At 36.6% G+C, this 18,169-nt stretch carries 10 protein-coding genes; 3 read left to right on the top strand and 7 right to left on the bottom strand.

Annotated features, from left to right (window positions below):
* Positions 1–86: 86 nt before the first annotated feature.
* From EGI24_RS10050 to EGI24_RS10030, 5 genes are all read right to left on the bottom strand, one after another.
* Complete coding sequence (locus EGI24_RS10050; RefSeq protein WP_255048246.1) at positions 87–3,245, bottom strand: TonB-dependent receptor; 3,159 nt, start codon at positions 3,243–3,245, stop codon at positions 87–89.
* 246 nt (positions 3,246–3,491) lie between these two features.
* The gene (locus EGI24_RS10045; RefSeq protein WP_255048245.1) at positions 3,492–4,922 is read right to left on the bottom strand and encodes a metallophosphoesterase; all 1,431 of its coding nucleotides are present in this window, start codon (positions 4,920–4,922) and stop codon (positions 3,492–3,494) included.
* Positions 4,923–4,950: 28 nt separating this feature from the next.
* Positions 4,951–5,529, bottom strand: coding sequence for an HD domain-containing protein (locus EGI24_RS10040; RefSeq protein ID WP_255048244.1), 579 nt, complete (start codon positions 5,527–5,529; stop codon positions 4,951–4,953).
* 163 nt (positions 5,530–5,692) lie between these two features.
* On the bottom strand, positions 5,693–7,285 hold the full coding sequence (locus EGI24_RS10035) for a SusD/RagB family nutrient-binding outer membrane lipoprotein (RefSeq protein ID WP_255048243.1): 1,593 nt from the start codon (positions 7,283–7,285) through the stop codon (positions 5,693–5,695).
* 34 nt (positions 7,286–7,319) lie between these two features.
* Entirely contained in the window at positions 7,320–10,532 is a 3,213-nt protein-coding gene (locus EGI24_RS10030) for a SusC/RagA family TonB-linked outer membrane protein (RefSeq protein WP_255048242.1), read from the bottom strand.
* A 282-nt stretch (positions 10,533–10,814) separates the two neighbouring features.
* Here EGI24_RS10030 and EGI24_RS10025 point away from each other — a divergent pair, with 282 nt between their 5' ends.
* The 3 genes from EGI24_RS10025 to EGI24_RS10015 all read left to right on the top strand — a co-directional run bounded on the left by EGI24_RS10025 (position 10,815) and on the right by EGI24_RS10015 (position 13,225).
* The gene (locus EGI24_RS10025; RefSeq protein ID WP_255048241.1) at positions 10,815–11,411 is read left to right on the top strand and encodes a DUF2971 domain-containing protein; all 597 of its coding nucleotides are present in this window, start codon (positions 10,815–10,817) and stop codon (positions 11,409–11,411) included.
* A gap of 169 nt (positions 11,412–11,580) precedes the next feature.
* Positions 11,581–12,921, top strand: a complete 1,341-nt coding sequence (locus EGI24_RS10020; RefSeq protein ID WP_255048240.1) for a GH1 family beta-glucosidase — start codon at positions 11,581–11,583, stop codon at positions 12,919–12,921.
* 124 nt (positions 12,922–13,045) lie between these two features.
* On the top strand, positions 13,046–13,225 hold the full coding sequence (locus tag EGI24_RS10015) for a hypothetical protein (RefSeq protein WP_255048239.1): 180 nt from the start codon (positions 13,046–13,048) through the stop codon (positions 13,223–13,225).
* Positions 13,226–13,425: 200 nt separating this feature from the next.
* Here the strand turns inward: EGI24_RS10015 and EGI24_RS10010 are convergent, their stop codons facing one another.
* Entirely contained in the window at positions 13,426–16,545 is a 3,120-nt protein-coding gene (locus EGI24_RS10010; protein ID WP_255048238.1) for a T9SS type A sorting domain-containing protein, read from the bottom strand.
* Positions 16,542–18,169 (bottom strand): SprB repeat-containing protein (locus EGI24_RS10005; protein ID WP_255048237.1); only part of this gene is annotated, 1,628 nt, incomplete at its 5' end. The genes EGI24_RS10005 and EGI24_RS10010, both read right to left, overlap by 4 nt.

Below are 18,169 nucleotides of genomic sequence, written 5' to 3'. Positions count from 1 at the left end.
TATGTTAAGGTTTAAAAAGAAATAAGAAAGCCCATCTGAGGATGGGTCTTTCTATTATATATGGGTTAAAAAAGGGTTATAATCAATTAAAAAGAATATCTAAGGCCAACCTGAACACGCCAAACACTACCTCCAGCAGTGTTGGCTTTGATACCAGCACCACTTTCTACTCTATAGTTATAATTTTTCGTGGCTTGGTCAAAACCCGTAATCGAAACTAAGTTTACATTTCCGTGATTATAGCTGATTCCCTTGGTTTTGTCTAGCATATTCATAAAATTAAATGCTTCTGCTGATAAATCAAACCTATGTGAGTTTTTGATTGCAAATCCTTTGGTTAGTCTTAAATCTACCGTTCCATAAAATGGATTTATTCCACCATTTCTTACTGCTACCCCACCAAGACTTTCGGTAATATAATTTTTAACACTTTGAGTAACCTCTGGATTATCTAAAAGTGCCTGCATACCTGTTTTAATAGCTGCATTTGTTGATGTACTATTTGGATCAAAAACATAGGCCAAGTCATTGGTTAAAACAAAATCACCATTCAAACTTCTGTTTCCACCTGTCAAAAACGAATATCTTGTACCACCAACGCCAGCGTATATAAGTCCTAATTGAAAACCTTTTAAACTAGGAGAAATTAAACTTGCTACGATTTTATCGCTAAAATGATCGCTTGAATAAGTAGTAGGAATGTTCCTAGGATCATCTGCAATAGGTGTAAAAGTAGAAGTATTGGCTACGCAACAGTTGAAAGATGTATTGTCTCTAGTATTGTTTTTGGTATATGAAAGGGTGAAGTTTCCATCGCTAGCGAGTTTCATACTTGCATCAATTACAAAACTATAATTATCCAAAATCCCAGTTGATTCAAGCTCTAAAACTCTACCAACTTGGTCTGATTTACGGCTTTTAGTCCAATCTGTTGTACCGTTTGCTGGGATGGTATTTGCAGGTACAAATACACCTCTTCCACCTTCATTGCTCAAAGTAAAATAAGGTTGATCCACCAAGTTTTTATCAAAGTACACATAATTATTGATGGTTTTGGCCCAAAGCAAATTAGCACCTAGCCTGAACCTTTTATTAAAAAACTTATTGTAAGAAACATTAAGTTTCATAACCGTCGGAACCTGAAAATCTTCATTTACAGCATTTATAGTAGAAATATAACTCGCTCCAGCTGGTATGCCTGGGGCTGTAGTAGGATCATTTCTGTAAGAAACAAAGTCTGGCTTAGGAACTGCCGCCCCTGAAACATCAATGGCACCAACCAAATTTCCGCTGTTTTGAATATTATTTACCTGCAAATAAGAAACAGGTTGTGCTGAGAAGAAACCTCCACCTATTTTCAGAATGTCTCTTTTTCTACCACCTATGTCCCAAATCATCTGAACTCTCGGCTGAATGTTATTAAAGTCATTCATTGAATTGTTGGTTTTAATCCCTAAAGCTTTTTCAACAGATTCATTATAGGCTCCTTGATTGGCAAACATCGTAACATCATAACGTAGGCCTAACATCAAATCAACATTTGGAGTAGGTTTGAAATCCATTTGACCAAAAACCGATAGGTCAAAAACAGTCTGAACAACAGTTGGGTCACCTGTAATTGGAACCTCACGTGCATACCTTGCTGGTTTAACATCTGCGAAGTCATTAAGACTAGCAAAGAAAAAGCGACCATTCATTTCGTTTACGAGCTTGGTATCCAAAAAAGAAATGGAATTGTCAGTTCCGAATTTAAAATTCAACTTGCCCAATTTCAGATAAGAGGTATTTATGATATGAAGATTCTGAGCAATGTCAGTCTCTGGAGTAAATCTTTGACCGCCTATTTGTACTGTTCTGGTTTGACTTGCATTTGGGTTTGTCTCTGTAGGAAAAGGAGATGTTACAGTTATAATAGCACGAGGAATATTAGCACTAGGTATATCAGCTGAGGTGGTATACCTCCTGTTTGCATATTGATATTGCACCTTAAATTCGTTGGTAAGATTACTTTTTATCTCTGATCTCAAAGAAACCAATGTACTGTTTTCATTTGATGCAAATCCACTCCAAGTTTCCCATAAATTGATATTAGAATTGTCATTAACGCTCAATGGGCTGTTCCAATCTGAGTAGTTATTTCTGAATGTCAAGGTATTTTTTGGATTAATTTGCCAGTCTAAACGTCCAAAAAAAGTATTGGCCACATTCTTTCTCATAAACTGTCCATATTGTTGTCTATTAGGGTTTAAACCATACTTTTCAACTCCAATTTGAACTACTCTATCCAAATTGGCTTTGGTAATTCCAAATCTGACCTCTTGTTCCTTATCGAAGACATCGGTAATATTTACAGGTTCGCCAGAATCTTCTCTCTCAAATGCCAAAAAATAATGAAGTTTGTCTTTTTTCAATGCACCACCCAAACTCAAACCATACTGATAAGCATAAAAATCAACTGTACGGGCAGCAGCCCTTACATCATACTTACTGGCCAAGGCATCATTTCTAGAAAACACAAAAGCTGAACCTTCCATTTTGTTGGTTCCTGACTTAGTAACAGCATTGATGGCACCGCCACCTTGACGACTTTGTGTTACATCATAACTATTAGTCGTAACCTGATATTCACGAATGGCCTCCATCGTGATGGTATATCTACCTCTACCCACAGGTCCATCTGTAAGATTATTTCTTGCACTAGCTCCATCAACAGTAAAGTTGGTAGAAGAAACCCGCTGTCCACTAAAACTTCCTGATCTTCCTTGGGTTGGAGCCAAGTTTGTCAAAGCAGTAAAGCTTCGATTTTCGAGAGGTAGAGTTTTCATTTGATTAGAACTGATGGCTATTGCAGCTCCAGCACGCTCAGTTTCTTTGTTTTGGAATGAGTTTGCCGAAACAATTATCTCCGCCAAATCGGTCGTTCCTTCTTTCAAAGTCACATCTAATATTAATTTATCTCCTTGATTCAATTGGTAATCGTTGTAAGTTTTTGGTGAAAAACCAACACTACTGACCATTATAGTATACGGTTTTCCGAGCGGAAGTTGTTGAAAAAAATATTCGCCTCTTAAATTGGTTGTGGTGGCAGTAGTAAAACCTGTCGACTCGTTTCTGACTTTTATTGTTACACCAGGCAAGTCCTCGCCTTTTTGATCTTTGATTTTTCCGGTAATAGTTGCATCGGTACTTTGGCTGTATGCCCATGAAGAAATAAAAAATGTAAAGAGTAGTAAAAGTTTTTGCATTGAAGTAATTTGATTTTTACACAAAGTACTACAGCCAATGTTTCTTAAATTGTTTCTAATTGTTAAGAAATAACTAAGAAAATTTCTAACAAAAATATGGAGTAATAAAAAACTAATAAGTGTATTGCTTGCTTAATCCTTCGCTTGAATAATGTTAGGAAAATTCTTAAATATGAAGAATAAAAAAATCGACAAAGCCTTACCAAAAGTACTTTGCCGATTTAAATTTAAATTACCTAATAACTACTATTTTTCTATTATAAACTTATCCAAAACCTTTCCAGTGGCTGTTATTTGCTTTATTTCTAAAGTTTTTCCATTCACTTCCGCTAAAGTAAAGGAATGAACATCCGAAACAAATTTATCCGTAAACTTCATCCAGTTGTCGGTGTCTGTTGTTTGATCTATGTTATATAAATCATTTCCACCAGCACCAGAAACTATATAAATAACACCCTGTGGAGATTTTACTTTTTTGCCATCAAATTTTTTATCCAAAGTCCATTTGCCACTCACTATTCTGCCTCTAATACGCTTTAAATCCTCGGAAGCTACGATATCACCATTGTCGTCAGGCTTAAAAGTTAGCGGAAAAGAACGCTGATAATTATGCACATGGCCATTGAAAACAACATCTACGCCACCTTTCTCAAAAATGGGCGATAGCAAACGCATGTGTTGTTGTTCGTAATGTGCTCGGGATGAATTAAAACCCGGATGGTGGAACATCACAAAATGCCAAGTGGCGTTTTTGGCTGCTAACAAATCTTTTTCTACCCATTCGAGTATTTCTTTGCTGGTCCAGTCTACATATGGATTTGAGTCGAGTATTGTCCAGTGAGCATTGCCATAATCAAATGAAAAGTTGGCCATGGCGGGATATTTGTTTCCAACACTTTTCAAAAAAGCGGCCCGATTTTCATCATTGGCGATAAGCGGAGGCACAAGAACGCTTCCTTCTGGTTTTTGTGGTCCGTTGAGTGGTTGACTCCAAAACATATAATATGCCAAAGCTTCGGGGTAGCTATCCAAGTTTCGGGTTTCGATGTCATGATTTCCAGGGGCAGCCACAAAGGGAATATAACTCATCATTGGAACACCATTTGTATCCGCTTTTTCGGCATTATAGATTGGCCAAAACTTTGAATCATACTCACTGATGAGTCCTCTGTTGTAAACTATATCACCCGTTACAGCCACAAAATCAGGATTGGTTTTGAAAGCTTGCATGGCAATATCTTTTTGCTCTCGGGTATTGGCACCAATATCACCAAAGGCTATAAATTTATAGGCTTGGTTCGCTGCTTTAAGGGTCTTACCTTTTGAAGTAAATTGATCGCTGCCATTTCTCGATACTTTGTAAAAAAACTCTTGACTGGGTAGTAAATTATTTAAAGTAACTGTAAATAAATACCTTGGATTTATTCCTTTGGCATTTATTTCTGACACAAATGGAGGCTTAGCTTTGGTCCAAGCCCCACTTGCAGTTGTTTTGTATTCTAAGCTCCATTGGGCATCCATTTGGGTAGTTTGCCATAAAATTTCAATGGTTTGGCTGTTTGGATTTTGTCCAATTTGCAAATATGGTCTGACGATAAAATTGTTGTCTTTTTGTCCGTATAAATTTCCATTTATGATGAACAAATAAGCTAAAAAAAAGATTTTTAAGTTTTTCATTTAAACTAGATTGAATGTTTGTTTCTTTTTAAAGTTCAACTCTTTTTCTTTCCAAGTACTTACTCACGATCTCTAGGCAATCTTCCAGACTTGGAACTTCAATATTAGTGATTTTAGCTTTATCGTCCCAATGTCTGAGTTTTATACTTTCTTCAAAAAAAATCTGACTTTCAAATTCTTCTGTTTCAGCTTTTGACATTATTCCTCCCTGAAAAGCCATGGTCTTTTTGCTGGCCTCAGAAAGTCCTAGGTAATAACTTGGATATTTGTAGCAAAGGTAGCGTTTGGCCGGAACATGGTTTGCTACAACGGTCTGTATTTTTTCGGAAAAGCCTCGCTCCTTTAACCAAACTTTGGCGGCAGCTTCGTGGTCTTTTCTGCCATAAACTTCCATTGCATTTTCTTCATCACTGTCTAATAAATGACCGATATCGTGAAGAAATGCCGCTACCTGCATTTCTAAAGATTCTTCCTCACTTATGGCCAACATTAGACTCTGGGCAGCATGCTCAAATTGACTCACTTTTTCACCAAAATACTCATCTCCCCCACTTTTGAAAAACAAATATTTGATTTCTGAAATAATAGCTTTGTTAGATTTTTTCATGTGTTTGTTCTTCAGCCAAAGGTTAATAATTCTCTTTCATGTTTTAAAGGCTCATTGATGTCTATAAAATAATTGTGATTTAATAAGAAAAACGGAGCAATCGCTCCGTTTTCTATTAGTATTCATTTTTAACTTTATAAACTTAACTCTACGACAAGTTCAATTATTTCAACATCCAAACCATATCATTGATATCGTCTTTTCCACCAAATTGGCTAGCTATAGCAGCCTTGTAGTTTGTAGCATTTGTAGTCCTCTCAGACAAAGGATATTGCCAACGAACCGCTATTCTGTTAGAGTTTCCATTTCCTACACCTTGGTAAAATTTAGGAAAACCAGTACGTCTCCAGTTGAAATATGCCTCCATACCAGAGTTCATAAAGAAAGCCAAGTATTTCTGCGTCAATATTTTCTCTAGACCCGCAGTACCTGCTTCATACTTTACGTTGGCCTGGCTTACATAATCTGCCATTTTGAAATCGATATTGAAAGTTCTTGCATCAGCTGCATCTCTGCTACCAGTTTTTGAATATGTCATGGTATTTGAGCCTTCTTTTATACCGTAAAACTCCATAGAAGCTGAAATTCCTTGGTTATACCATTTTTCTGCATCTGCAGTAGCCCATCCTCTATTTACGCCTTCAGCTATATTGAAACACATTTCAGAATAACCCAAAATGAAAGTATTTTCTCCGACGTAGTTTGAATAATAACGCTTGCGATTTTGGAAAGAATAAACACCAGGAGCAAAATCAGAACCGTTATTGATACCCGCTTTTGAACTCATATCCGACAAATCTTCTCCAGCTTCAGCACCTGCATAAGCACTGAAATCCGAGGCCAACTTACCCGCTTTCAAAGCCCCGCCAGCTGGCTCACAAGTTACCATTACACGTGGATCTTTTCTCTCTGTCAATCGCTCTACATAAGCTTTAGACATATTTTGACGCGTGGCATCAAATCCAAAATTATCAGGATTAGAAGGATACTTATTGTAAAGATTAGATACAAATTGAAGACTCTCCGAATTAGAAGCAAACAATGGATATTTGGTAGGATTAGATACGATTGCTGCAAATTTGGCTTTAACCCCTAAGTCTGCATCTGCTTCCTTTTTACTCAAACTTACCAATACCCTTAATTGAAAAGCATTCACTGCTTTTTGCCATTTTTTCAAATCACCACCATAGTAAAAATCGCCCGTGAGGGTTTGATTTCCTTTGGCTATAAGTGTTGAAAACTCAGCATTTGAATCTTCCAACAACTTCAAAATCTGCACATACACTTGTTTTTGTGTATCATACTTTGGATTCAAATTTTCAACCCCTTTAAGCGACTCACTCATAGGCAAATCCCCTACTCTTTTCGACATTTGATCATAGAAAAATGCTCTGAAAAACTTTCCTGCCGCAGTATATGGATTTACTGCATCTGCACCCAACTTAATGGCTTCTTCTTCCATTTTTACAACATTTTTCAATGTCATAAAATGATCTGGAGCGGCTGTCCAAGTATACTCATTAGTAGCGTAGTAGTTGTAGTTTGACAAATAAAACTGATTCCAACGCATTTCGGCACTGAACGGACGGCCGGTGTTGTTGTACATATCAGCTTCAATTCCTTGTAATACTAATGAAGCTGGAACACTCACAGGGCTGTTGGGATTTACTTCCAACTCTTCGAAAGTTTTTTCGCAACTCATGCTGAATACCATCAGCAATGACAACAAAACTATATTTAATTTATTTTTCAACATATCCTTTAATTTTTTAAAATGAAAACTGGACTTTTTAGAATTTGATTGCAACGTTAACGCCATATCTACGTGTTGATGGTGTCTGAGTTCCAGAACTTCCACCACTTAAATATTGGTTAAGGTCGATATCTTTTTTCTCAGCAAAATACAATAAGTTACGACCTACCAACGACACAGAAACGTCTTGGAAAGTCTTGCCAATGATGTTTTTAGGCAAAGAATAACCGATAACCAATTCTCTCAACATGCCAAACGAGCGGCTCATTAAGTTACCTTCGTCTGAGTTGTAGTATCTACTTACCCAGTCTTGGAGGTATTGTTTTGTGGTATTTGGAGAATAGGTTAACTCATTATAGTTGGTAACTTTTCCGTCTAAATCAAACTTCAAAGCAGAATTACCATTGATTTGTACACCTTCACCTACATATGATTTAACTCCCAAATAATCCTGATAACGAGCCTCACCCATTGCACCTGTTACTAAATCGATGTGACGACCGCCTCTAAAAGTTTGTTTTTGGATATAGTTAGACAATACACCACCGATTCTTCCATCAAACTGGAAACCCAAAGTGATGTTTTTGTATGAAAACTTGTTGTTGATACCAAATACAAAATCAGGGTTCATGTTACCCAAATATTGATTTATTGGAGCATAAATTGGTCTTCCCGAAGCATCATTAATGATTTGACCTTCTGGCGTTCTTACAAAAGCACGTCCATAGTACTTATCAACTCTATCACCTACTTTCAAGAAGGTATTCAAGTTATCTACACCTGGATAAATCTCGGTCAATTTCTCTTGGAAAGTAGAATAATTGGCTACAATATCCCAATTAATTCCATTAGATTTCTTCAAAGGTGAACCTGTAATGGCAATCTCTAATCCTTTTTTCTGAGTTTTAATACCATTTACCAAAGCCGAAGTGTAACCCGTAGTACTAGAAATAGGCAAATTGAAGATTTTCGGACCTTCGTCAGACACAAAATAAGTAGCGTCCAAGCCAATTCTGTTTTGCAATACTCTGAAATCCAATCCAATCTCTTTTTGAGCAGTAGTAGAAGGCTCAATATTCGGGTTGGTCAAAGTATTTGAATAATAAGCAGCAGTTTGATTATTGTATGCAAATGGCGTAGAATAAGCGGCTGAGTTCTGATAAGTTGGACCATCATAAGGTGAGGCATATTGATCACCATAACCCACTGGATATGAAGAAAATGGTGTAGCTCCAATGCTCGATTGCGTTAAACCATCTTTTACATTTGCATAGGATGCTCTCAGTTTCAAGAAAGAAACAAACTCAGGCAACTTTACATAATCAGTAAGGGCAGTAGCTACCGAAACCGATGGATAGAAGAAAGTATTGTTACCTGCAGGCAAAGTTGAAAGCTTATCCACTCTACCAGTAGTTGAGATCGTTGCGATGTTTTTGTATGAAAAGTCTGCAGAATAGTAAGCCGAATTCACTCTCATATCCGAATTGAAATTATACATTTTCACTGGATTGGCCGAGTTACTGAAATTGTACAAGCCTGGTACGTTAAGATAATCTGTTTTTCCAAACAAAGAGTTGTACTCAAATGTCCTCACATTTCCTCCTAACCAAACTTTGGCATTAACGTCTTTTACGATGTCTTTATCAAACCTTACCAATATGTCGGTATTGTTTTCAAAAAGGTTTCTTCTATCTTCTGCATAGTCTCCTCTTCTTTCGTCACGGCCATAACTACCTGCACTGTAAGGTAATTTTTCAGTACGCAATACGTTCCAAGTGGTTACCTGCGAACGAAGCATTACATCCAAGAAATCTGTAAACTTGTAAGTAAGAGCCGTTTGACCTACGATATCAGTTTTGTAATGTCCTCTTAACCACTCATAACTCATAAAGTAAGGGTTGTTGTAGCGTTGATATTCTGCATAAATCTGCTGAACACCCTCTTTGCCCGGCTGCCAATAGTTACGCATATCATCCACATCCCAGTCAGCAGCACCCCACAATACCATGTTGTAAATGATAGAGTTAGGTCCATAGTTTACGTCAGGAATATTCGGCGTATATTGTCTATTGTATTGAAGATTCGACTCAAACTTCAATTTTTTCGTAAAATTATAATCAGCCGCTATGTTGAAGTTCGTAATGTTTAATTTCGTATTTGGCGTGATTCCTTTTTGGAAAATGTGGGAAGTAGAAAAACGTAAATTGTGCTTTTCACCTGTAGAAGAAACTGACAAGTTATTAGTAGCCAAAATACCTGTTTCTAAGAATCTCGTTAAATTGTCTTTACCACGGGCCACCCAAGGTGTTGGAGTTCTCTTGCCAGTGACTGGGTCGATAGGTGAGTCATATTGAGAAATTGGTTGACCCTCAAACTTTGGACCCCAACCGCCGTCGTAATCACCGTCGTTAAGTCCACCGCCTTTACCATCGACAAATGAATACTTGCCGTGATCACCCGGGCCATACTCGTCTTGCACTTTTGGAATGGCATAAAATCCTTGATCGGCCATCGTTGATGAGTTGAAATCAACCGAAAAACCTCTTTTATCTTTAGAACCTCTTTTGGTGGTAATCAATATTGCACCGTTTTTTCCTCTAAATCCATACAGTGCTGATGCAGAAGCTCCTTTCAAAACCGAATAAGTTTCGATATCGTCAGGGTTGACATTCCAAGTATCAGAGTTTACAGGCACACCGTCAATCACAAACAATATGTCAGAGTTTCCTCTCAACTGAATGTTGGGTTTTCTGAGAAGTTCTGGTTGCATACCGATGGTCAAACCGGCCACTTTACCTACCAAGGCACTTACAGCATTGGGCTCTCTGGCTTTTACCGTCGAAGCACCGTCAACAGTTTGAATAGCCACGCCAATTCTTCTGGCGTCTTTCTTGATACCCAAGGCAGTTACCACAACTTCTTGTAAAGATTTAGTATCTTCTGACAATTGAACATCGATTTGAGATTGTGAGCCAACCGTAATTTCTTGGCTGTTAAAACCAATAGAAGAAAGCACCAAAACACTGTTTTTGTTAGGCACAGAAAGTTTAAATGCTCCGTTTGCATCAGTAGTAGTACCGCTTCCAGTTCCTTTAATAAGGATACTTACACCAGGAATTACCTCGTTTTTTTGATCTTTAACGCTGCCAGAAATAGCGATTTGGGCAAAAGAGACTGCCGAACTAAGCAGCAGAACTAATGCGAGTGTAAGCTTTTGGAAATTGAGAAAGTGTAAAAGTCTTTTTTTCATAAATGAAGACATTTTTAGTTTAAGTTTAAAATTCACGCCGCAAAAGTCTACATTCAATATTAACCCAATGTTGTGGATGAATTTGTTAACCTAATCGTAATAGATGAGCTTTTTTATTAATGATTATTTGATGGAAGCATTAAGTTTTCTTCATAGAACAAATCTGCCAAAAGTTTAAAATGCAGTGATTTGAATTCTTAGATTTTTCTCAACTTTTTATACTTTACTCCAAAACCCTTTATAGGAAGCTTTGTTTCTGAGGATAAACACGATGACCTGAACATGTGGCGATTTTATGGCAAAGAGGCTAATGAAGAGGCAAAAGGTTGTGCTATAACCATTCGTATGTCTGAATTTGTTGATGGCATTAATGATTCATTGAAAAAAGGAAGCTCTGAGAAATCATTGACAGATTCAGATGATATTAAATTCTATCGGGTAGCCTATTGGAATCATGACAAACAAATAGTTCATTTTCATATCCCAAATGCAGAACATAAAGAAGAAGAACTTAACCAGCTCATGGAAGAATTGAAGTCTAAAGTTACAGGCTATAGAAATGAGGATAAATCAGTTTTAGAAAAGTATTTAAATGCAATAGCTTTTCTTTTCAAAAGTGATGCATATAAAAATGAGAACGAAATCAGGCTGGTAATTAAAGTAGTTGAGTTTGAAAAAAAATTTGATGAAAGAGCTACTACTCCTAAAGTCTATATTGAGCTTGTCAATATTCGTGGACTTATTGAACAAATTACTTTGGGGCCGAAAGTTGATAAACCAGATGAATGGGCTTCAGCATTTCATTTTCAATATGACAACGAATATGATGTTAACAAGAAACCGAAAAAAATTCTAATCTCAAGATTGCCTTACAAGTGAGCTGAATTCATCAAATTACATTAAGAAACAGCATTGGTTTTAGAATTCAGATCTAAAACTCAAATTAATTTCTTCACAGAAACTTAACATTCAGGAAGCAATACATATTTTCTTAGCGAAGAATATAGATGTAGATTTGTAAATTCATAAAAAACCTCAAGCTTACAAAATGGATTTTGGCAAAATAAAAGCTAAACATTTTCCGAAAAAATTCATTTGGGGCGTTGCCACCTCTGCTTACCAAACCGAAGGAGCCAGAAACCTTGGAGGCAAACAAGATTCTATTTGGGATACTTTTACCAATTCTAAGAAGTTCAAAAATGGTAATGGCAACAAAGCCACTGATTTTTACCACAAATACGAAAAAGACATAAAACTCATCAAAGAACTTAACCTCGGTTCTTTTCGATTTTCCATTTCATGGTCGAGGATATTTCCGAATGGCATTGGCGAACCCAACCCAAATGGTGTGGAATTTTACCACGAAGTGATTGATTGTTGCATAGCCAATGGAATAGAACCTTGGATAACGCTATATCATTGGGATTTGCCACAGGTTTTACAAAATATGGGTGGATGGACGAACAGAGAAATCCTCCATTGGTTTAGTCATTATGCCGAATTTTGTTCGAGAGAATTTGGCTCAAAAGTGAAGAAGTGGTTTGTGCTAAATGAGCCTATGAGTTTTATAGGACTCGGCTATTTTATGGGTATCCATGCCCCTGGAAAAAAAGGTCTTCGGTACTTTCTGCCAGCAGCACACCATGCTACACTTTGCCAAGCCGAAGGAGGAAGGATTCTCAGAAAAAATATTCCAGATGCACAAATAGGCACTACCTTCTCGTGTTCAGTGGTGCGTCCAAAAAACATTTGGCGAAGACACGTAAATGCAGCTAAACGCTTAGATGCTCTTTTAAATAGATTTTTCATAGAGCCAGCATTGGGTTTGGGTTACCCAACTGACGTGATTCCTGGCTTGAAACGTATTGAAAAATATTATCAACCGGGTGATAAAGAAAGGATGAAATTTGATTTTGATTTTATCGGCATTCAATACTATTTCAGAATTGTGGCTCAGTATAGTCTTCTTCCACCCATTTTGTTTGCCAACCAAATTCCTGCTGAGAAACGAAATGTAAAAATAAATAACATGGGTATGGAAATTTACCCAAAAGGTTTGTTGAAAATGTTAGAAAAATTTAGCCAATATGAAGGGGTAAAGGAAATTTATATTTCAGAATCGGGCGTTTGTTTTGACGAGGAATTGTTGGACGGCAAAGTGAATGATAAAAATAGAATACAGTACTTGAAAAAGACCTTCAAAATCTGCAGGAAAGCCATTAAAAGAGGCATTAATCTAAAAGGTTATTTTATATGGACTTTGGTAGACAATTTTGAATGGGCCGATGGTTTCAAACCAAGGTTTGGAATCGTTTACAACAATTTCCAAACGCAAAAACGTACCATCAAAAAGTCGGGGCTCTGGATTAAAGAGTTTTTAAAAAGCTGAAGGAAATCTTATATTTAGATACCTTTAAACAATTTAAAATAAGCCTAAATAATTTGTTTACAATATCTTAACATGTCTTGAAAAAAAATAATATAGCTTTGGTGCAAAAACCGTCCAATTTGCAATGAAAGCAAATAAAAAAGAAATCAAAGCCAAATTGAAGGAAGCCATAGAACCAATCATTGGTGAAAACAGCAGCAAAAAACTCGACAAAATCGTGTTGAAATCAACAAAAAAATTGTCGGATTTGATTGCGGATTTTATGGTGAAAGCTGAGAAGAAAAACGCCAAAAAAATAACTTAAAATAGTCTTTCATAAAACTATGAATTAGATAATGCAATTTTCAGTAAAATAATTATGTCAGTGTGTTTACTGACAATGAGAACATACTTTTATTTATCATTATTGATGCATCTAACTACTCCTACTTTAGATCATATTTCGAAAGATTCAATAATATCAAAATAGGCTAATTTCTAGGATATTATTTTTCTATAAATATCTTACTTCAACACCTGCAGTTTAATCATTTGCCTATCAATCTTTGTTTCAAGTTCGATAAAATAAAGACCAGTTTGAAGCTTTCGAAGATCTATTTGAAGAAGATTTTTTATATTATCTATCATCGATTCTTGTGTTTTAACTTGTCTTCCTTGACTGTCTCTGACAATTATCTTCACTTTTTGCTCCGCAATGGTATATGGTAAAGTAATATTGACATACTCTGTAGCTGGGTTTGGACCGAATATAACATGTGCATTTGAAGGCTCTATTATAAATGCTTCTTCTTTTAAAGTTTCTGAGGACTCACCATTTTCAGCAATTAAGCTGTCAGACAAGTTGCTTGTAACTAAAATATTACTACAGTCTGTGGGCTGACCCAAAAGGATTACATTTGCTCCAGATTTAATTTTATTGGCAATCAGTAAGCCGTTTATTTTAGTTTTTTTGTCTTCATCAGCGGCTTTGATATCGATACCTTCTTGACTATGAAGATAAGCATTTATTTGACTACCCTTATCTATGCCCACATTTTTGGAAACAAAAACTTTCACGTTTTCTTGTGATTCGTTAATGGTAATTTCTTCTGCCAACCTTATGTAGGATTTGATATGTACTTTTGCAGTTTGTTCAAAATTCAACTTGCCCCCTTTCTTTATTTTTAGGGTTTTAAAATACAAATCGCCTGTGCCAGTAAATGTCAGAGTGGCGTTTTTACCTATTTTAACTTTTCCAAAAAATTTACTGCCAAAGTCTAACTGTTTATCATTTTTTACCTTTAGATTTTTATTGTCCCATTCCTCGTTCGGTTTATAAGGCAGTGGACTTGGAGCAATGCCTTTAATTACCATTGAGGGCTGATTGTCTGCTTGTAAAATATCTGATTTAGCAAAAACATTTGATAGTCCATAAGTTGTGTTTTTGAGAATAATTTTTTTACCTGCCTGGTAGGTACCTAATCCACCATATTCTAAATTACTGCCATCTATTTCAATGCTTTCAGAAGCAAGCATCGCATATGAACAAAGGCATACGCCTTGACTATCGAAAACATTAATATCAGTAGTGGCTGTGGAAATATTCCCTGAATTGTCTGTTAATGAAACTACGATTTGGTTTTTTCCCAAATTACTACAACTGAAATTGTCTTTAGAAAAACTAATCTGTTTTATACCGCAATTATCAGTAGCCACAGCTATAATTTGACCCTCAGTAAGTTTCAAGAAACCGTCTTTATCTAAACTTAAGGTGATATTTTCTTTGAGTTTCAGAATGGGTTTTATGGTTTCAGTAATGTTGATGATAAGTATTTTTTTCGAAATATTACCATTTTTGTCTTCTACAGTATACAACAATTCTACATTTCCAATATTCGAACAGTCAAATTCAGTTTTAGATAATGTTTTGGTTTTTATACCACAGTTGTCTGTACTACCATTTTCTATATCTTCTACCTTTATTTGGGCTTTGCCAAAATCATTAAGCGTTAAGGCTATTTCTTTGGTTTTGATAATTGGCGAGATACTATCAATCACGGTTATAGATTCTTTTTTCATAGAAATATTGCCATAACTGTCTTTAGCATAAAATATCACGGTGTCTTTTCCAATGTTTTCACAGTTAAAAGAGTTCTTTGACAAATACATGGTATCAATTTTACAATTGTCGCTACTTCCATCATTTATCATGTTTGGAGTTAGCGAAGCTTTACCATCTTTGTCTAAGTAAATGTTTATAGGTTTGGTTTTGATTTCGGGAAAAATCAGATCCTTCAAAGTTACAGTTACATCAAACTTACCGATATTGTTATTTTTATCGGTAGCAGTAATTCCTACAACGTTCGTTTTTATTTCACATGTAAGTTTTTCTTTCGAAAAAACTATAGATTTTATTCCACAAACATCATAAATGTTTAATGCTGGATTATTTATATTTAAGATAGCTTCACCATTAGCATTCAAACTTAATTCAATATTTTTGTTAGTCGAATAAGGTGCTATTGCGTCAATGATCTCCACATTGGCTGTGGTTCTTGATTCGTTGCCAGAGGCATCTGTCGCAATAAGCGTGACCATATTGTTACCTACGTCTTCACAACTGAAAACCGACTTACTCAGTTTTAATGTATGCGAACCACATAAATCCCAAGTACCATGGTCCATGATTTTCGGATCGAGCACTGCAAAACCATCAAAGTTAAGATTCATCACAACATTCTTAGCTTTTACGTTCGGTTTAGTTACATCCATCACCTTTACTGTACACATAGCGGTAGTATTATTTCCAGCAACATCGGTTACCATAACACTTACGCGTTGATCTCCAATATCTTCGCAACCAAATTGGGTCTTACTGACTTGAATTTTGGATACTTCACAATTATCGGATATGCCAGCATTGATTTCACTTAGGCTAAGTGAGCCCACTCCTGCAGCATTTAAAATAACGATTGCATCTTTCAATAAAACTTTGGGGGCTTGGCTGTCTACCACGGATAAAGTGGTCAAACAAGTATTTGAAACATTATGAATGTCTGTCACGGTTAAACTAACTGGATAAATTCCAACTCCAAAAACTCCTGAAGAGTTTATGGCATAGGTAATCGCATCCCCATTTGGGTCACTAGAACCTGCTCCTATTTGTTCTGCAGCAATTGTTACGGTACAATTGTCTCCAACAGACACCGTCAAGGCATTGCAAACTGCTATTGGAGCGGCATTTGTAGGAACGATACTTAGTCCTGAACCTATTGCAATATCGAAATATGGAAGCAGATTGTAAGGTGAGTAAGGCAAATTTACCCTGATCACTTCTATTAACTCTATCTCATAAGTTGAACCTAAATCCAAGCCTGTTAAAGTAAATGTTCTAAGTGAATTGCTGATATTATCTATTGAAATTTCACTCCCTCCAAGCGGCTTATATTTAATTTGATATCTGTTCAAACTTACACTGGGAGGATTGATTGTCACATCTGTCTCTCCCCAATTTACTGTTATAGAGCTGGTGTTACCCACTTGACTCGCTGAAGTAATTAAGGTTTTTGAGAAACCAATTAAAGGGTATATTACTAAAAATAACAGTATCAGTATTCTTTTCATCGATTTTATTAGATTTCTCATTTTCTTATTTCTTTTGGAAGGTTTTCAAAGGTTGAAGCATTGCTTACACCGTTTAATGCACATGGAATTTCTATTTTGGCAGTAAAAACACTATTCGCTTTTGTTTCAAAGCCAGGAAGAAGTTCTATTGCATTACCTGATTTGAAAGTCACATTGGCATTGGGTTCTATTTTATTTAATGCCACCGTGTAAGCGACAGCAGTCTGTGAATAAACCCCACTTATAGGACTCACATTTACAATATTTAATGCTTCTGCTGATCCGCCTCCTATATACAAAGTGGCGGCATTTGAAGTTACTGTGCAACTATTCTTACCCACCACACAGCGGTATTGATAGTTATTATATCCGATGGGTGGGAATGCCAAACTCAATGTGGCTGTGTTCTCTCCTGAATATACTGAACTAGCACTTATTACCGTAAAGCCTGAGCCTGTGTTTACTTCCCATTGGTGGTTTGCGTTTTCAATTGTGGTCTTAATTGCGAAAGTAACATTGTTGCCTGGACAGATAGAAACATTTGTTGGGTCTGATTCAATCACCAGATTGTTGGAAAATGTAACTTCTGTACTGGCTGTACTGCTACATCCATTAGCTGTAGTTGTTCCAGTAACTGTATAAACTCCCACATTTGAAATATTGGCTGAAGCGGAAGAACCCAAGGTATTTGACCATACATAGGAATTTGCTCCAGAGGCCGTTCTACTTACCAGTAACGCTGAACAACTTAAATTCTCAGTACCATTTATTAAAATCGTTGGTGCTAATATATTTTGTGTAACCTCCGTTGAAGCAGTGGCAGTACAACCATTGGCTCCTGTAACTGTAACAGTGTAGATTCCTGGTGTTGAAATATTTACCTCGGCTAAATTGCCTAAACCATTTGACCAAGAATAAGTGCCATTACCAGAAGCAATTCTATTTACTGAAGTTACACTACATGTCAAATTGACATTACCAGTTATGGTTGGAATTGGAGGATTTGTATCATTTATTATATCAAATGATACAGCTGCAGTACAACCATTATTATCAGTTATTGTACAAATCCAATTTCCAGCAGTAAGGCCTGAAGCTAAAGCAGTACCATCACCAATTGGATTGCCAGGAGTCCAATTATAGGTATAAGGTGTTGTACCACCAGTTGGAACATTCACTGTGGCAGACCCCAAACTATTACATGTAACGTCTACTTTACCAGCTGAGATTAATGATAATGTACCTGGTTGGGTGATTGTAAAGGTCTTCGTTATTTGACATGAATTGGCATCGGTTATGGTGCAAGTATAACTTCCTGCTTGCAAACCTGTTGCCGTAGCTCCAGTTCCACCACTCGGTGCCCAGCTATAGGTATAGCTAGGTGTTCCACCAGAGGCCAACACCGTCGCAGTTGCATTACTTCCTCCATTGCAACTCACATTCGTTTGTGAAGTTGAGGCTGATAAAGCACCTGGTTGGGTGATTGTAAAGGTCTTCGTTATTTGACATGAATTGGCATCGGTTATGGTGCAAGTATAACTTCCTGCTTGCAAACCTGTTGCCGTAGCTCCTGTTCCACCACTCGGTGCCCAGCTATAGGTATAGCTAGGTGTTCCACCAGAGGCCAACACCGTCGCAGTTGCAT

The organism is Lacihabitans sp. CS3-21, assembly GCF_024343675.1.
GTDB lineage: Bacteria > Bacteroidota > Bacteroidia > Cytophagales > Spirosomataceae > Leadbetterella.
Note: the sequence above shows the minus strand (reverse complement) of the source record. Positions and strands in the feature narration are given on the sequence as shown.

What these genes read in the sequence shown, in the direction of transcription:
- EGI24_RS10050 (WP_255048246.1), bottom strand. Translation starts at nt 3,245, where the DNA reads ATGCAAAAACTTTTACTACTCTTTACATTTTTTATTTCTTCATGGGCA.
- EGI24_RS10015 (WP_255048239.1), top strand. Translation starts at nt 13,046, where the DNA reads ATGAAAGCAAATAAAAAAGAAATCAAAGCCAAATTGAAGGAAGCCATA.
- EGI24_RS10035 (WP_255048243.1), bottom strand. Translation starts at nt 7,285, where the DNA reads ATGTTGAAAAATAAATTAAATATAGTTTTGTTGTCATTGCTGATGGTA.
- EGI24_RS10030 (WP_255048242.1), bottom strand. Translation starts at nt 10,532, where the DNA reads ATGAAAAAAAGACTTTTACACTTTCTCAATTTCCAAAAGCTTACACTC.
- EGI24_RS10040 (WP_255048244.1), bottom strand. Translation starts at nt 5,529, where the DNA reads ATGAAAAAATCTAACAAAGCTATTATTTCAGAAATCAAATATTTGTTT.
- EGI24_RS10010 (WP_255048238.1), bottom strand. Translation starts at nt 16,545, where the DNA reads ATGAGAAATCTAATAAAATCGATGAAAAGAATACTGATACTGTTATTT.
- EGI24_RS10045 (WP_255048245.1), bottom strand. Translation starts at nt 4,922, where the DNA reads ATGAAAAACTTAAAAATCTTTTTTTTAGCTTATTTGTTCATCATAAAT.
- EGI24_RS10025 (WP_255048241.1), top strand. Translation starts at nt 10,815, where the DNA reads ATGTGGCGATTTTATGGCAAAGAGGCTAATGAAGAGGCAAAAGGTTGT.
- EGI24_RS10020 (WP_255048240.1), top strand. Translation starts at nt 11,581, where the DNA reads ATGGATTTTGGCAAAATAAAAGCTAAACATTTTCCGAAAAAATTCATT.